At 66.5% G+C, this 16,053-nt stretch carries 15 protein-coding genes; 8 read left to right on the top strand and 7 right to left on the bottom strand.

What is annotated here, in order from left to right:
• Positions 1 to 95: 95 nt before the first annotated feature.
• The 3 genes from G7045_RS04505 to cysS all read right to left on the bottom strand — a co-directional run bounded on the left by G7045_RS04505 (position 96) and on the right by cysS (position 3,230).
• Complete coding sequence (locus tag G7045_RS04505; protein ID WP_166157916.1) at positions 96 to 1,067, bottom strand: acetyl-CoA carboxylase carboxyltransferase subunit alpha; 972 nt, start codon at positions 1,065 to 1,067, stop codon at positions 96 to 98.
• An 81-nt stretch (positions 1,068 to 1,148) separates the two neighbouring features.
• On the bottom strand, positions 1,149 to 1,808 hold the full coding sequence (locus G7045_RS04500; protein WP_240919271.1) for a DNA-3-methyladenine glycosylase: 660 nt from the start codon (positions 1,806 to 1,808) through the stop codon (positions 1,149 to 1,151).
• Between the two features lie 45 nt (positions 1,809 to 1,853).
• Positions 1,854 to 3,230, bottom strand: a complete 1,377-nt coding sequence (gene cysS, locus G7045_RS04495) for a cysteine--tRNA ligase (protein WP_166157913.1) — start codon at positions 3,228 to 3,230, stop codon at positions 1,854 to 1,856.
• A 172-nt stretch (positions 3,231 to 3,402) separates the two neighbouring features.
• Here cysS and G7045_RS04490 point away from each other — a divergent pair, with 172 nt between their 5' ends.
• From G7045_RS04490 to G7045_RS04465, 6 genes are all read left to right on the top strand, one after another.
• Complete coding sequence (locus G7045_RS04490; RefSeq protein WP_166157910.1) at positions 3,403 to 4,422, top strand: nuclear transport factor 2 family protein; 1,020 nt, start codon at positions 3,403 to 3,405, stop codon at positions 4,420 to 4,422.
• A gap of 147 nt (positions 4,423 to 4,569) precedes the next feature.
• Positions 4,570 to 5,739 carry a murein L,D-transpeptidase family protein gene (locus tag G7045_RS04485; protein ID WP_240919270.1) on the top strand — a complete coding sequence of 390 codons (1,170 nt, stop codon included), beginning with the start codon at positions 4,570 to 4,572 and terminating at the stop codon, positions 5,737 to 5,739.
• Positions 5,736 to 6,317 carry a peptidylprolyl isomerase gene (locus tag G7045_RS04480; protein ID WP_166157907.1) on the top strand — a complete coding sequence of 194 codons (582 nt, stop codon included), beginning with the start codon at positions 5,736 to 5,738 and terminating at the stop codon, positions 6,315 to 6,317. Before G7045_RS04485 ends, G7045_RS04480 begins: the two co-directional genes overlap by 4 nt.
• A gap of 24 nt (positions 6,318 to 6,341) precedes the next feature.
• Positions 6,342 to 6,869 (top strand): peptidylprolyl isomerase, encoded by a 528-nt coding sequence (locus G7045_RS04475; RefSeq protein WP_166157904.1) that lies wholly within the window; start codon positions 6,342 to 6,344, stop codon positions 6,867 to 6,869.
• 19 nt (positions 6,870 to 6,888) lie between these two features.
• Positions 6,889 to 7,662 (top strand): UDP-2,3-diacylglucosamine diphosphatase, encoded by a 774-nt coding sequence (locus G7045_RS04470; RefSeq protein WP_166157901.1) that lies wholly within the window; start codon positions 6,889 to 6,891, stop codon positions 7,660 to 7,662.
• Positions 7,663 to 7,906: 244 nt separating this feature from the next.
• Positions 7,907 to 8,716 (top strand): zinc-dependent peptidase, encoded by an 810-nt coding sequence (locus G7045_RS04465; protein WP_166157898.1) that lies wholly within the window; start codon positions 7,907 to 7,909, stop codon positions 8,714 to 8,716.
• On the opposite strand, the gene G7045_RS04460 is transcribed toward G7045_RS04465, so the two are convergent.
• The 4 genes from G7045_RS04460 to G7045_RS04445 form a co-directional block, all read right to left on the bottom strand.
• A complete protein-coding gene (locus G7045_RS04460; protein ID WP_166157895.1) occupies positions 8,711 to 9,664 on the bottom strand; it encodes a nitronate monooxygenase family protein in 954 nt (317 codons plus the stop codon). The two genes, G7045_RS04465 and G7045_RS04460, sit on opposite strands and share 6 nt — an antisense overlap.
• Positions 9,665 to 9,760: 96 nt before the next feature.
• The gene (locus tag G7045_RS04455) at positions 9,761 to 11,551 is read right to left on the bottom strand and encodes an acyl-CoA dehydrogenase (RefSeq protein ID WP_166157893.1); all 1,791 of its coding nucleotides are present in this window, start codon (positions 11,549 to 11,551) and stop codon (positions 9,761 to 9,763) included.
• A gap of 86 nt (positions 11,552 to 11,637) precedes the next feature.
• Positions 11,638 to 12,567, bottom strand: coding sequence for an electron transfer flavoprotein subunit alpha/FixB family protein (locus tag G7045_RS04450; RefSeq protein ID WP_166157890.1), 930 nt, complete (start codon positions 12,565 to 12,567; stop codon positions 11,638 to 11,640).
• Positions 12,568 to 12,587: 20 nt separating this feature from the next.
• On the bottom strand, positions 12,588 to 13,337 hold the full coding sequence (locus G7045_RS04445; protein WP_166157887.1) for an electron transfer flavoprotein subunit beta/FixA family protein: 750 nt from the start codon (positions 13,335 to 13,337) through the stop codon (positions 12,588 to 12,590).
• A gap of 257 nt (positions 13,338 to 13,594) precedes the next feature.
• Here G7045_RS04445 and rarD point away from each other — a divergent pair, with 257 nt between their 5' ends.
• Both rarD and G7045_RS04435 read left to right on the top strand, forming a co-directional pair.
• Positions 13,595 to 14,485, top strand: coding sequence for an EamA family transporter RarD (gene rarD, locus G7045_RS04440; protein ID WP_166157884.1), 891 nt, complete (start codon positions 13,595 to 13,597; stop codon positions 14,483 to 14,485).
• A 73-nt stretch (positions 14,486 to 14,558) separates the two neighbouring features.
• Positions 14,559 to 16,052, top strand: coding sequence for an ATP-binding protein (locus G7045_RS04435; RefSeq protein ID WP_166157881.1), 1,494 nt, complete (start codon positions 14,559 to 14,561; stop codon positions 16,050 to 16,052).
• The last annotated feature ends 1 nt before the right edge of the window (position 16,053 follow it).

The following is a 16,053-nucleotide window of genomic DNA, read 5'->3' as shown; positions in this document are numbered from 1 at the left end:
TGTTACTGCCGGCCGACCCACATGGGGGTACGGGGATGTACGCAAAAAAGTCCCTGGCCGGCACGGACAGGGGCTTGAAGGTGCAGCTACGCCAATCAGCTGGCTTTGGTGTCGTTGAAGCGGCCGTAGCCCTGCAGGCGCTCGTAGCGGCGGTCGAGCAAGTCCTTGGGCTTCAAATCGGCCAGCTGGCGCCAGGCGTCGTTGAGGGCACGCTTCAAGAAAGCGGCCATCTGCTTGGGGTCGCGGTGCGCGCCGCCCACGGGCTCGTTGACGATCTTGTCCACCAGGCCCAGGGCCTTCAAGCGGTGCGCCGTGATGCCCAGGGCCTCGGCCGCGTCCTGGGCCTTGTCGCCGGTTTTCCACAAAATGGAGGCGCAGCCCTCGGGGCTGATGACGGAGTACACCGAGTACTGCAGCATCAAGGTCTGGTCGCCCACGCTGATGGCCAGGGCGCCGCCCGAGCCACCCTCGCCGATGATGGTGGTGATGATGGGCACTTGCAGTTGCGCCATCTCGAAGATGTTGCGCCCGATGGCCTCGGACTGGCCGCGCTCCTCGGCGTCAATGCCGGGAAAGGCGCCCGGGGTATCGACGAAGGTGAACACCGGCAGCTTGAATTTTTCTGCCGTCTTCATCAGGCGCAGCGCCTTGCGGTAGCCCTCGGGGCGGCTCATGCCGAAGTTGCGCAGCGCGCGCTCCTTGGTGTCGCGGCCTTTTTGCTGGCCAATGACCATGCAGGGGTGACCGTTAAAGCGCGCCAGGCCACCGATGATGGACAGGTCGTCGGCAAAGTGGCGGTCGCCGTGCATTTCGACAAAATCGGTAAACAGCTCGCGCACGTAGTCGAGCGTGTACGGGCGCTCGGGGTGGCGGGCAATCTTGGTGATCTGCCAGGGGGTGAGGTCGCTGTAGATGTCCTTGGTCAGCTGCTGGCTTTTTTTGCTCAGCTGGTCGATTTCATCCGAGATATCGACCGCGCTCTCGTTTTGCACGTAGCGCAGTTCTTCGATTTTGGATTCGAGTTCCGCAATCGGCTGCTCGAAATCCAGAAAGGTCTTTTTCGCCAAGATGATTCTCCTAGGGGGCCCGACCCGCACTCGTCGGGGATGGCCTCCGGTTGCTGCGAACGCTCGCTGCGCGCGGTGGGGTCAATAGACTACCGGCAGCGGGTCGAGCGAGCGCCAAATATACCAAGTCGCCACCGTGCTCCACGGTTTCCAGGCGGCGGCAACCTCGCGCGCCTCGCTGCGGCTGACGGCCTCGCCTGAAAAATACAGCTGGCTGATGCCGTTGATCAGGCCCACGTCGTCGAGCGGCAGCACGTTCGGGCGCAGCAGATGAAAAATAAGAAACATCTCCGCCGTCCAGCGGCCCACGCCCCGGATGGCGACCAGCTCGGCGATGATGGCCTCGTCGTCCATGCCCTGCCAGGCATCGACGTGCAGGCGACCATCGACAAAGTGCAGCGCCACGTCCACCAGGTAGTCCACCTTGCGCGCCGACAGGCCGGCGGCGCGCATATCGTCCACCTTGAGCCGCAGCACGGCCTCGGGCGTGAAGTCGGGTGCCAGGGCAGCAAAACGGTTCCATACCGACTGCGCCGCCTTGACCGAAATTTGCTGGCCCACGATGCTGCGCGAGAGGGTGCCAAACGCATCACCGCGCGTGTGCAGGCATTCAAGGGCAAACTGCGGGATCAGGCGCTTCATCACCCGATCCTTCTTCACCAGGTGCCGGCAGGCCTCGGCCCAGTAACCGGGCGCACCCGCAGGCAGCGCCTCTTGCGCTACTGTTTTGATAGTAACCACCGCTTACCCCGCCTGCCCTGCAGGCGTTTTTTGCATACAAAGCATTTATTGCGCCGCCTCCCAGGTCGTACCTTGGGGCGAATCCTTGAGGACGATGCCCTGCGCCAGCAAATCTGCGCGGATGCGGTCGGCCTCAGCAAAATTCTTTGCCGCCTTGGCGGCTGCGCGCGCGGCAATCTGCGCCGCAATGGCATCGGCATCCAGGCCCGCGCCTGATTGCAAAAAGGCATCGGCCGCGCCCTGCAGCAGGCCCAGGCAGCCACCGAGCGCCTGCAGCAGGCCCGCAAGCGCGCCGCTGCGCGTGCGGTTGACCTCGCTCGCCAGGTCAAAGAGCACGGCCACGGCCTCGGGCGTGCCAAAGTCTTCGTCCATGGCGGCCTGAAAGCGCGCGGCGTAGGGGTTGCTCCAGTCGATGGGTGCGGCCACTGGCGCCACCGCTGCCAGCGCCGTGTACAGGCGCTTCAAGCCGCTGCGCGCGTCCTGCAGGTGCGCATCGCTGTAATTCAGCGGGCTGCGGTAATGGCTGCGCACGACGAAAAAGCGCACCGTCTCGGCGTCGAACTGCTGCAGCACGTCGCGGATGGTGAAGAAGTTGCCCAGGCTCTTGGACATCTTCTCGTTGTCGATGTTGATGAAGCCGTTATGCATCCAAAAGCGTGCCAGCGGCGTGCCGTGCGCACCCTCGCTCTGCGCGATTTCGTTCTCGTGGTGCGGGAATTGCAGGTCAGCGCCGCCGCCATGGATGTCGATGCTCTGCCCGAGCAGCGCCTGGCACATGGCCGAGCATTCGATGTGCCAGCCCGGGCGCCCGGCGCCGTAGGGGCTGGGCCATTTCGCCTCGGCCGGCTCGCTCTCCTTGGCCGACTTCCAGAGCACGAAGTCGAGCGGATCTTGCTTGCCCTCCTGCACGGCCACGCGCTCGCCGGCGTTGAGCTCGTCAAGGCTCTTGCCCGAGAGCTTGCCGTAGCCAGGGAACTTGCGCACGGCAAAGTTCACATCGCCCGCTGGCGTGCGGTAGGCCAGGCCCTTGTCCTCGAGCTGCGCCGTCAGCGCCAGCATCTGCGGCACATAGGCCGTGGCGCGCGGGTCGTGCTGCGGGCGTTCGACGCCCAGGGCATCGGCGTCGCGGTACATCTCGGCCACCATGCGCTCGGTCAGGGCGCCTATGGTTTCGCCGTTCTCCAGCGCGCGGCGGATGATTTTGTCGTCGATGTCGGTGATGTTGCGCACGAAGGTGACGCGGTAGCCGCTTTCGCGCAGCCAGCGCTGCACGACGTCAAAGGCAATCATGGAGCGCGCGTGGCCGACGTGGCACAGGTCATACACCGTCATGCCGCAGACATACATGCGCACATGGCCGGGTTCGAGCGGCGAAAACGCCTCCAAGGCACGCGACAGCGTGTTGTAGATACGCAAACTCATGGGATGTTCTTGGGGGGAGAAATTCAGCAAAGGGCGATGCCAGAAAACGCCCTGGTAGCTGGGAAAAACACCAGCAGCAGCGCACCGGCATCAGCAAAAACCCCTCAGCTACAATCCGCCGCAGTATAAGCCCCCCGCCCTTGCAGGGGGCCCTTCAGACAGAAAGTCCCCCATGCCTGTACGCCCCTTCCTGCGCAGCCGCCTGCGCGCGCTCAGTCTTGCTGCGGCCCTGCTGGCCGCCTGCGCCGCCCATGCCGACGACTACAGCGACGTCAGCCAGCTGGTGCGCAGCGGCAAGCTGGCAGAAGCCCAGACCAAGGCCGAGCAATACCTGGCAAGCAAGCCGCGCGATCCCCAAATGCGCTTTTTGAAAGGCGTGATCCAGACCGAAGCGGGCAAGAGTGCCGACGCCATCCAGACCTTCACCCGCCTGACCGAAGACTACCCCGAGCTACCCGAGCCCTACAACAACCTGGCCGTGCTCTACGCCGGCCAGAACCAGTTCGACAAGGCGCGTACGGCGCTGGAGATGGCCATCCGCACCAACCCCAGCTACGCCACGGCGCACGAGAACCTGGGCGACGTTTACGCCCGCCTGGCCGGCCAGGCCTACAGCAAGGCGCTGCAGCTCGACGGCAGCAACGCCGCCGTCCCGCCCAAGCTGGCCCTGCTGCGCGATATGTTCACCCCCGGCCAGGCGGCGCCCAAAGCCAGCAAGGCCGGCGCCACACCTGCTGCAGCCGCCGCACCTGCCCCCGCAGTCGCCGCACCTGCCCCCGCAGCAACTCCGGCCGCAGCGCCAGCACCCGCCGTGACGCCCGCACCGGCACCCACCCCAGCCGCCCCCGAGCAGGCTGAAAAAGACGTCACCGCCGCCGTCCAGTCCTGGGCCCACGCCTGGGCCAACAAAGACATGGCCGCCTACCTGGGCGCCTACGGCAAGGCTTTCGATACCCCCGGCCAAATGCCGCGCAAAGCCTGGGAGCAGCAGCGGCGCGAGCGCATCATGGGCAAATCCAGCATCAGCGTAAAGGTGCAGAACCTGCAAGTGCAGGTGCAAGGCGACAAGGCACAGGCGCGCTTTCGCCAGGACTACAAGGCTGACCAGCTGAGCGTCTCCAGCCGCAAAACCCTGCAGCTGGCCAAAGTCAGCGGCCAGTGGCTGATCGTGAAAGAATCGACCGGCGGCTAAACCCCTGGGCCCAACGCCTGCGCCCTGCACCACCTGCAGGGCGCATTTTTTTCTGCTCAAAGCCTTTTGCGCGCAGTGGCACGTTTTTCCCCCTCTTTTTCTCACCTCGCCGCCTGTGGATTGGGCCTGATCCTGGCTGCCACTGCCGTGCCCATCTGGGCCCGTGGCAGCGCCGCCAAAGCGCCCGCCGCCCCCGCAAAGGTGCACCGCCCTGCCCTTGCCGACGACGGCCAGGGCGAGGCGCGCCTGATCGCCATTTACCAGCACATCGGCCAAGGGCAGATGCGCCAGGCGCTGCAGCTGGCCGAACGCCTGGCGCGCAGCCACCCGCACTTTCAACTCGCGCAGCTGCTCTACGCCGACTTGCTGCTGGCCCAGCTGCCGCCCGAGCGCGCCGCAGCCGACCGCCCCGAGGCCAGCGCACGCGCCGAACTGCAGCAAGAGGCACGGCTGCGGCTGCAGGCGCTGCGCGAGCGCCCGCCAGCGGGCAGCGTGCCGGCGCAGTTCATGCAGATAGCCCCCAGCAGCGGCCACGCCATTGCCGTCGATGCCTCGCGCGCGCGCCTGTACCTATTTGAAAACAGCGCCTCCGGCATGAAGCTGGTGGCCGACTATTACGTCTCGGTCGGCAAACTCGGCGTGGAAAAAGGCTTGGAAGGCGACCAGCGCACGCCGCTGGGCGTGTACTACATCGGCAGCAACCTCGACCCCAAAAGCCTGCGCGACTTCTACGGCGCCGGTGCGCTCACGCTCAACTACCCCAATCCCTACGACCTGCGCCGGGGCAAGGGCGGCAGCGGCATCTGGCTGCACGGCACACCGCCCGAGCAATACGCCCGCGCGCCGCAGGCCACCGACGGCTGCGTCGCCATGGCCAACCCCGATCTGCGCCAATTGCTGCGCCAGGCGCAGCCGCGCACCACCCCGGTGGTGATTGCACGCCAGCTGCAATGGGTGCAGCCAGCGAGCCTGGAGGGCGAACGCCAGCGCTTTGCGCAAACCCTGCAAGCCTGGAGCCAGGCCAAGAACGATGGCAACCTCCCACGGCTGCTGGGCTTTTACGCCAGCGACTTTGCCAACGAGCAGTACAAACTCGCCGACTGGCGCGGCGTACTCACGCGCGAGCTGCAGCAGCTGCAGAGCCGGGCGCTGCAGCTCAAGGAACTCTCGTACCTGCGCTGGAACGATGGTGAGGACACCATGGTCGTCACCTTTGGCGAAGTCGCGCAGGGCGCGCGCAGCGGCCCCATCAAGCGCCAGTACTGGCTGCGCCAGGCGGGACAATGGAAGATATTTTTTGAAGGAGTGATCGGATGATTTCACGCAGAAAATCGGCCCTGGCGCTTGCTGGGATTGCGCTAGCAGCTCATTTTTCGATAGCAACAGCGGCCGAGGAACACCCCAAGGTCAAGCTCGCCACCAGCCTGGGCGACATCGTCGTCGAGCTCGAACCCGAAAAGGCGCCGCTGACGGTGGAGAACTTCCTGCAGTACGTCAAGGACAAGCACTACGACGGCACGATTTTTCACCGCGTGATCGACGGCTTCATGATCCAGGGCGGCGGCTTTGACACCAAGCAGCAGCAAAAACCCACGCGCGAGCCGATCCAGCTCGAATCGAAAAACGGCCTGAAGAACGACACCTACACCATCGCCATGGCGCGCACCGCCAACCCGCACACGGCCACGGCGCAGTTCTTCATCAACGTCAAGAACAACGACATGCTCAACGCGCCCAAGCCCGACGGCTACGGCTACACCGTGTTCGGCAAGGTCATCAAGGGCCAGGACGTGGTGGACAAAATCAAGGCCACGCCGACGCAAGACCGGGGCGGCGCCTTCCAGAACCTGCCGACCACGCCGGTCGTGATCCAATCGGCCACGCTGATCAAGTAACCCCCCTCGAAAGGACTTCACACCATGAGCAATCCGCAAGTCGAACTGCACGTCACCATCAACGTCGCTGAAACCGCCACCCAGGGCGTCATCACGCTCGAACTCGACGCCGAGAAGGCGCCCAAGAGCACGGCCAACTTTCTCGCCTACGTGAACAAGGGCCACTACGACGGCACCATCTTCCACCGCGTCATCAAGAACTTCATGATCCAGGGCGGCGGCTTCACCCCCGACATGAAGCAAAAAGACACCGACGCACCGATCGAGAACGAAGCGCAAAACGGCCTGAAGAACGCCCAGTACACCATCGCCATGGCCCGCACCGGCGACCCGCACAGCGCCACGGCGCAGTTCTTCATCAACACCGTGAACAACGACTTCCTCAACCACACTGCACCCAACGGCCAGGGCTGGGGCTACGCCGTGTTCGGCAAGGTCGTCAAGGGCGAGGACATCGTCGATGCCATCAAGAAAGTGCGCACCACGCGCAAGGGCTACCACGACGACGTGCCGTTCGACGCCGTGGTGATCGACAAGGCCGTGGCCCTGTAAACCAGGCCCCGCGCAGCAAATGACCGTGCCCCCGGCCCAGGAGCTCATCGCCCCCGCTGCCTGGCGCACGGTCGATTTTTTCTCCGACCTGCACCTGCAAGAGAGCGCGCCGGCAACGCTGGCCGCACTCGCGCACTACCTGGCCCACAGCCCGGCGGACGCCGTCTTCATCCTCGGCGACCTGTTCGAGGTCTGGGTCGGCGACGACGCCCTGAGCGAACCCCACAGTTTTGAAGCGCGCTGCTGCGCCCTGCTGGCCCAGGCCGCACGCCAGCGCGCGCTGTTCTTCCTGCACGGCAACCGCGACTTTCTCGCCGGCAGCGGCCTGGCCCAGGCCAGCGGCATGGCGCTGCTGGCCGACCCCACGGTGCTGACCTTTGCCGGCGCGCGCTGGCTGCTCTCGCACGGCGACGCGCTGTGCCTGGACGACACCGCCTACCAGCGCTTTCGCGCCCTGGCGCGCAGCCCCGGCTGGCAGCAGCAATTTCTGGCCCAGCCGCTGGCCGTGCGCCGCGCCCAGGCACGCAGCGCCCGCACCGAGAGCGAAGCGCTCAAGCACAGCGGCCAGCCCTATGCGGATGTGGATAGCGCCGCCGCCTGCGCCTGGCTGCACGCCGCCCAGGCCCAGAGCCTGATCCACGGCCACACCCACCGCCCGGCCACGCACCTGCTCGCACCCGGCCTGCAGCGCCACGTCCTGTCCGACTGGGAACTGGCCGCGCAGCCGCCACGCGCCGATCTGCTGCGCCTGACGGCCGCAGGCTTGCAGCGCATCCACCTCGCCCCCAGTTAACCCAAATCCGGCAGTTGATCGCTTGCAACCCTCAATAACACCTTATGCGCTTTGACATTTTTGGCTCCGGCAGGCTTCACTTATTGGGTAAGAGCGCTATGCACCCGCCAGCACCGTGCTGGCCGCGCCATGCTGCGTTGCTCGTCCTTGCGCACAGGAGTGCGCGGCGTCCTCTCGTCTTGCCTGGCACACCCATCACAGCACTGACGGGCGCATCCAACTGCCGGATTTAGGTTAACGGGCCATGCATTTTTTACGTCGCCTGCGCGCCCGCTTCGCCCCCCTGCCCGCCATCGACGCCCCGCTGTGGCTCGCCGCCCTGGCGCCCTACCCCTTCCTGACGGCCCTGAGCCTGGCCGAGCAAGCCCGCCTGCGCGCCCTGGCGGCGCTGTTCTTGCAGCGCAAGGAGTTTTCTGGCGCCCACGGCCTGGAGGTGAGCGACGCCATGGCACTGCAGATTGCCGCCCAGGCCTGCCTGCCGCTGCTGCACCTGGATCCACCCGAAAAAGCCATTACCTGGTACGACGACTTTGTCGGCATCGTCGTGCAGCCGGGCGACGCGCTGGCGCGGCGCAGCGCCATCGACGAAGCCGGCGTGGTGCACCACTACCACGAGGAGCTGATGGGCGAGGCCATGCAGGGCGGCCCCATCATGCTCAGCTGGCAGGCGGTACAGCAGTGTGCGCACAGCTGGGCGCACGGCCACAACGTCGTCGTCCATGAATGCGCGCACAAGATCGACATGCGCAACGGCCGCGCCGACGGCTACCCGCCGCTGCCCGCCGGCTTCATGGGCGAGGCCAGCGCCAGCGCCGCGCGCCAGCGCTGGCACGACGCCTGGGCGCCAGCCTACGCGGCGTTTCGTGAGCAGACCATCATCGCCCAGCGTTTTGGCGGCCCCCGCCCCTGGCTCGATGCCTATGGCGCCACGGCGCCAGAAGAGTTCTTCGCCGTGGCCTGCGAAGCCTACTGCGTGCAGCGCACGCGCTTTGCGGCGGAGTTTCCCGCGCTCGCGCCGCTGCTCGACGGCTTGTTTCGCCGCCCCGGCCTATAGCGCCAGGCGCGAGCGCGCGGCGCGGTATTCGCGCTCCAGGCGCGCCACCAGCTCGGCGGCGGGCAGCACGGCGTTGACGGCGCCAATGCCCTGGCCGCAGCCCCAGATATCCTTCCACGCCTTGGCCGCCGCATTGCCGCCAAAGTTCATCTTGCTGGGGTCGGACTCGGGCAGGTGCTCGGGGTCGAGCCCGGCAGCGCGGATCGACGGCGCCAGGTAGTTGCCGTGCACGCCGGTAAAGAGGTTGGTGTAGACGATGTCGTCAGAGCTGCCATCGACGATGGCCTGCTTGTACGCATCCTGCGCGCGCGCTTCCTCGGTGGCGATGAAGGCCGAGCCGATGTAGGCCAAGTCCGCGCCGCAAGCCTGGGCGGCGAGCACGGCGTCGCCCGTGGCGATGGCGCCCGAGAGCGCCAGCGGGCCGTCGAACCACTGGCGGATCTCCTGCACCAGCGGGAACGGGTTTTTCACCCCGGCGTGGCCGCCGGCGCCGGTGGCCACGGCGATCAGGCCGTCGGCGCCCTTGTCAATCGCCTTGTGCGCGAACTTGTTGTTGATGACGTCGTGCAGCACCAGGCCGCCCCAGCCGTGCACGGCCTGGTTCACGTCCTCGCGCGCGCCCAGGCTGGTGATGACCAGCGGCACCTTGTACTGGGCGCAGACCTGCATGTCGTGCTCCAGGCGGTCGTTGCTCTTGTGCACGATCTGGTTGATGGCAAAGGGCGCGGCCGGCGACTCGGGGTGCGCCTTGTCCCAGGCGGCCAGGGTTTCGGTGATTTCGGCCAGCCAGTCCGCGAGCTGCGCCGCCGGGCGGGCGTTGAGCGCCGGCATGGAGCCGACGATGCCGGCCTGGCATTGCGCAATCACCAGCGCCGGCGTGCTGACGATGAACATGGGGGACGCAATGACGGGCAGGCGCAGCTTTTGCAGCAGTGGGGGCAGAGACATAGCAAACTCCTTTTTCCAATAAAAAGAGCCGCTAACGCTTATCCATCAAGCGCTAGCAGCTCTTGTTTTTATAGCAACCTCAGGCCAGGCCCCGGTTTAGAAAGCCTCCAGCGGCAGGGCGCACACGCTCTCGCCACCGTGCAGGATGGCGCTGCGCAGGCCGGCGGCCTTGACCAGGATGTGCTCGGCGTAGAAACGCGCCGTGATCACCTTGGCCTGCATGAAGTCCACCTCCTCGCCGGCGGCGGCCTTGGCCTGCGCCACCAGCAGGGCGCGGCCCATTTGCCAGCCGGCGACGAGGTTGCCGGCGAGCATCAGGTAGGGCACGCTGGCAGCGTAGACGGCGTTGGGCTGGGCCTTGGTCTGGCCGGCAACGAAGTCCACCACCTCCAGGTAGGCGGCGCGCGCAGCGGCCAGCTCGCGCGCCACGGCCAGGGCGGCGGGCGTACCGGTTTCGGTCAGCTCGGCCTCGGTCTTGGCGATTTGTGCGGCAACGGCGCGGGCCATCTGGCCGCCGTCGCGGGCCGTCTTGCGGCCCACCAGGTCGTTGGCCTGGATGGCGGTCGTGCCTTCGTAGATGGTCAGAATTTTGCTGTCGCGGTAGTACTGGGCGGCGCCGGTTTCCTCGATGAAGCCCATGCCGCCGTGCACCTGCACGCCCAGGCTGGTGACTTCCTGGCTCATCTCGGTGCTGTAGCCCTTGACCAGCGGCACCAGGAATTCGTAGAACGCGGCGTTGTCGCTGCGCACCTGGGCGTCGGGGTGGTGGTGCGCGGCGTCGAACGCGGCGGCAGCGACGCTGGCCATGGCGCGGCAGGCTTCGGTGTAGGCGCGCATCGTCATGAGCATACGGCGCACGTCCGGGTGGTGGATGATGGCCGCGCTGGCCTTGATCGAACCATCGACCGGGCGGCTTTGCACGCGCTCGCGGGCGTACGCCACCGCATGTTGGTACGAACGCTCGGCCACGGCAATGCCCTGCAGGCCGACGCCGTAGCGCGCGGCGTTCATCATGATGAACATGTACTCCAGGCCCCGGTTTTCTTCGCCCACCAGGTAGCCGATGGCGCCGCCGTGGTCGCCAAACTGCAGCACTGCCGTCGGGCTGGCCTTGATGCCGAGCTTGTGCTCGATGCTCACGCAGTGCGCGTCGTTGCGCGCGCCCAGGCTGCCGTCCGCATTGACCATGAACTTGGGCACGACGAACAGGCTGATGCCCTTGACGCCCTCGGGCGCGCCGGCCACGCGCGCGAGCACCAGGTGCACGATGTTCTCGGCCATGTCGTGCTCACCGTAGGTGATGAAAATCTTGGTGCCAAAAATTTTGTACGTGCCGTCGGCCTGGGGCTCGGCCTTGGTGCGCACCAGCGCCAGGTCGGAGCCCGCCTGGGGCTCGGTCAGGTTCATGGTGCCTGTCCATTGGCCGGACACCAGCTTTTCCAGGTAGGTGGCCTTGAGGGCGTCGCTGCCAGCGGTCAGCAGGGCCTCGATGGCGCCGTCGGTCAGCAGCGGGCACAGGGCAAAGCTCAGGTTGGCGCTGTTGATCATCTCGACACAGGCAGCGCCTATGGTCTTGGGCAGGCCCTGGCCACCGCAATCGACCGGGTGCTGCAGCCCCTGCCAGCCGCCCTCGGCAAACTGGGCAAACGCCTGCTTGAAGCCAGGGCTGGTCGTGACCTGGCCGTCCGCCCAGGACGAGGGGTTCTTGTCGCCCTCGAAGTTCAGCGGCGCCACCACGCCCTCGTTGAACTTGGCGCATTCCTCCAGCACGGCGGCAGCCGTCTCCAGGCCAGCGTCTTCAAAACCGGGGATCTGCGCCACCTGGTCGATGCGGGCCAGGTGTTCCATCGCAAACAGCATGTCTTTGACGGGGGCGGTGTAGCTCATGGGGTCTCCAATGCAAAAAAAGCGGGGGCGGCAAGGCAGTCAAAAAAAAGGCATCGCAAGCGATGCCTTGTGTGCAGCGCGGCGGTTTACAGCGCCTTCACCAGTTCCGGCACAGCCGTGAACAGGTCGGCTTCCAGGCCGTAGTCGGCCACCGAGAAAATCGGCGCTTCCGGGTCTTTGTTGATCGCCACGATGACCTTGGAGTCCTTCATGCCGGCCAGGTGCTGGATGGCGCCGGAGATGCCGCAGGCCACGTACAGCTGGGGCGCGACGATCTTGCCGGTCTGGCCCACTTGCAGGTCGTTCGGGGCGTAGCCGGCATCGACGGCAGCGCGCGAAGCACCAATGGCAGCGCCGAGCTTGTCGGCCAGCGGGGTGATGACTTCGTTGAACTTCTCGCTGCTGCCCAGGGCGCGGCCACCGGAGACGATGATCTTGGCGGCAGTCAGCTCGGGGCGGTCGTTCTTGGAGATCTCGCGGCCGACAAAGCTGCTCTTGCCGCTGGCAGCGACGGCAGCAACGCTCTCCACAGTGGCGGCGCCACCGGTGGCGGCGGCGTCAAAGCCGGTGCCACGCACGGTGAGCACCTTGACGGCGTCGCCAGACTGCACGGTGGCGATGGCGTTGCCGGCGTAGATCGGGCGCTCGAAGGTGTCGGCGGCGACGACCTTGGTGATGTCGGAAATTTGCGCCACGTCGAGCTTGGCAGCCACGCGCGGGGCCACGTTCTTGCCGCTGGCGGTCGCCGGGAACAGGATGTGGCTGTAGTTGCCGGCCACGGCCAGCACCTGGGCGGCCAGGGCTTCGGCCAGGCCGTCCTTGAGGGCAGCGCCGTCGGCGTGCAGCACCTTGGCCACGCCAGCGATCTGGGCGGCGGCCTGGGCGGCAGCGGCTGCGCCTTCACCGGCGACGAGCACGTGCACGTCGCCACCACAAGCCAGGGCGGCGGTGACGGTATTGAGCGTGGCCGCCTTCAGCGAGGCGTTGTCGTGTTCAGCAATAACGAGTACGGTCATGTTCTTTACTCCTTGGCGCCTTAGATGACTTTGGCTTCGTTCTTGAGCTTGGCCACCAGGGTGGCGACGTCGGGCACCTTGACGCCGGCGCCGCGCTTGGCGGGCTCAGCCACCTTCAGGGTCTTGAGGCGCGGGGCCACGTCCACGCCGAGGTCGGCGGGCTTGACGGTCTCCAGCGGCTTCTTCTTCGCCTTCATGATGTTGGGCAGGGTGACGTAGCGCGGCTCGTTCAGGCGCAGGTCGGTGGTGACCACGGCCGGCAGGGCCAGGGCCACGGTCTCCAGGCCGCCATCGACTTCACGCGTCACGCTGGCCTTGTCGGCAGCGAGCTCGACCTTGGAGGCGAAGGTCGCTTGCGGCAGGTCGCCCAGGGCGGCGAGCATCTGGCCGACCTGGTTGGCGTCGTCGTCGATCGCCTGCTTGCCCAGGATGATGAGGCTGGGCTGCTCTTTATCGACCACGGCCTTGAGCAGCTTGGCCACGGCCAGGGGCTGCAGCTCGGCGTCGGTCTCGACCAGGATGCCACGGTCAGCGCCGATGGCCATGGCGGTGCGCAGGGTTTCCTGGCACTTGTCCACACCGCAGGAGACGGCGACGATCTCGGTCACCAGGCCCTTTTCTTTCAGGCGCACGGCCTCTTCGACGGCGATTTCGTCAAAGGGGTTCATGCTCATCTTGACGTTGGCGATGTCCACGCCCGTGTTGTCCGAATTCACGCGGACTTTCACGTTGTAGTCCACCACGCGCTTGACTGCGACCAAAACCTTCATGGCAGCGGCTCCTAGGGGTTTAAAGGGTTGTTGAATTGACGTTTACGTAAACTGGAACATTCTATGCCGCACTGCAGCAAAATCTGCCACCTGGGTGACATTTTCTGCAGCACACCAAAAACGAACGACCGTGCTTTTTACGCGATTATAGGCCAGCCACCCACGAGCGCAAGGGGGCTGATCGTGGGTTTTGGAGCCAGCTCCCCAAGCCACCGGACAATTGCTGCCGTTCAAAAGAGAAAAAAGAAAGAAAACCCGTGCTCCAAGGCTTGGCCGCTTCCCTGCTCGCATCGGTGCTGTTTGGCGCCTTGTACTACCTCGCGCCCCTGCTCGCGCCCCTCGATGGAGAGCAGATTTTTGGCTGGCGCGTGCTCATGACCCTGCCGTTTACCAGCGCCTTGCTGCTTTGGCGCAGCCAGGCGGGCACCCTGCGCCAGCTGCTGGCGCAGGCGCGTACCGAGGCAGCGTTTGCCGGTTTGCTGCTGCTGAGCGCGGCCCTGCTCGGGGTGCAGCTGTGGCTGTTTTTGTGGGCGCCGCTGCAGGGGCGGGCGCTGCCGGTGTCGCTGGGCTATTTTTTGCTGCCGCTGGTGATGGTGCTCGCCGGGCGCTTGCTGTACCGCGAGCAGCTCTCGCGCCTGCAGTGGCTGGCGACGGCGCTGGCCGCGCTGGGCGTGGCGCACGAGCTGCTGCGCGCGGGCGGCGTGTCGTGGGAAACCGCGCTGGTAGCGCTGGGCTACACCGCCTACTTCGTGCTGCGGCGCCGGCTCGGCAGCGACCACCTGGCCGGGCATTGGCTGGACATGGTGCTGCTGCTGCCGGCGGCGCTGTGGTTTGTGCTGCGCGCGCCGTCCGCCCTGGTGCTGCTGGCGGGCCAGCCCCACCTGTGGCTGCTGGTGCCGCTGCTGGGCGTGGTCAGCGCCGTGGCGCTGGCGCTGTACATGGCCGCGAGCCGCCTGCTGCCGCTGGGCTTGTTCGGGCTGCTGAGCTACGTTGAGCCGGTGCTGCTGGCCCTGGTGGCGCTGGCGTTGGGCGAGCGCATCACCCCCAGCCAGTGGCCCACCTACGGGCCCATTTTTGCCGCCGTGGCGCTGTTGGTGCTCGATGGCGCCCTGCGCCTGCACGGCGCGCGCACGCCCCCCCCCCGCTGAAGCGGGGCAAAATACCCAGCCCTGGCCAGGAATGCCGCCAGCCCTCCACGCTCCCTCCCCCCTCTCTCATCGCATGAGCACCACCACCCCCGACGAGGGCGCCGAAGTCAGCAGCCCCGCACCGCTGGAGCGGCCACAAAACCCGCCAGCGCCGCCCTCGCGCGTGGCGCTGAATCTGTTTTGGCGCACCTTTTTTCTGCTCGCCTTGCTGCTGGTGGGCTCGGTGCTGGCCTGGATGCAGACGCTGCGCGCCTTCGAGTTCGAGCCACGCGCGCTGCACACGGCGCAGCAGATTGCCTCGCTCGTCAACCTCAGCCGCGCTGCGCTGCAAAACGCCGACCCCATCGCCCGCGTCACGCTGCTCAAGACCATGGCCGACCAGGAAAGCCTGCGCATCGAACCACGCGAGCCCGGCGACCGCTTTTCTCCGCTGGAGCACAGCAACCTGGGCGAGCGCCTGGCCGAGCAGCTGACCCACCGCCTGGGCCCCGACACGGTGGTGGCGGGCAGCGTCAACGGCCATGAGGGCGTGTGGGTGGGCTTCACCATCAACGGCGACGCGCATTGGCTGCGCATCGAAAGCTCACGCCTGAGCCCGGCGAGCAGCAAAACCTGGCTCGTCTGGCTGGTCACGGCGACGGTGCTGTCGCTGGTCGGGGCGGCGGTGATTGCCGGCCTCATCAACCAGCCGCTCAAGCAAATCTCCAACGCCACCAGCCGCCTGCACCAGGGCGACTTTGCGGCCAGCCACCTCGACGAGGGCGTATCGACGAGCGAAATCCGCGAGGTCAACATCGGCTTCAACCGCATGGCGCAGCGCCTGGCCAAGCTCGAACAAGACCGCGCGGTGATGATTGCCGGCATCTCGCACGACCTGCGCACGCCACTGGCACGCCTGCGCCTGGAAACCGAGATGAGCGTGACCGACGACGTGGCGCGCGAGCATATGGTGGCCGACATCGTGCAGCTTGACGCCATCATCGACAAATTCCTCGACTACGCCCGCCCCGAGCACGTCACACTCACGCCGGTGAACCTGCACGCCGTCGTCGCCTCCTGCGTGTACGCCGTGCAGGATCACCGCGAGCTGCAGATCACCATGCACGTGCCCGAAGATTTGATGGTGATGGCCGACGAGGTCGAACTCGCGCGCGTCATCTCCAACCTGCTGGAAAACGCGCGCCGCTACGGCAAGACGCCCGACACCGACGTCACCCGCGTCGATGTCGCCGCCAAGGCGCGCGAGAACTGGGTGCTGATCAAAATCCGCGACCGGGGCAAGGGCGTTCCGCCCGAGCAGCTGGCCAACCTGACCAAGCCATTCTTCCGGGGCGACACCGCGCGCACCGCCGCCGCTGGCGCCGGGCTGGGGCTGTCCATCGTCGATAAAACCGTGCAGCGCATGGGCGGCATGTTCGCCCTGGCCAACTCCAGCTCCGGCGGCCTGGCCGCGCACATCCAACTCGAACGCGGACGCGACCTGGCCAAGGGCGAAGACCCGGTGCAGCGCCTGCAGCGCCCGCAGGTCAAGCGCCACCTGCCGCCGCGCCCGCAGCGCCGCGCATAAA

Source organism: Acidovorax sp. HDW3, assembly GCF_011303755.1.
In the GTDB taxonomy this organism is placed as follows: domain Bacteria; phylum Pseudomonadota; class Gammaproteobacteria; order Burkholderiales; family Burkholderiaceae_C; genus Paenacidovorax.
This window is presented reverse-complemented; position numbering and strand designations above follow the sequence as displayed.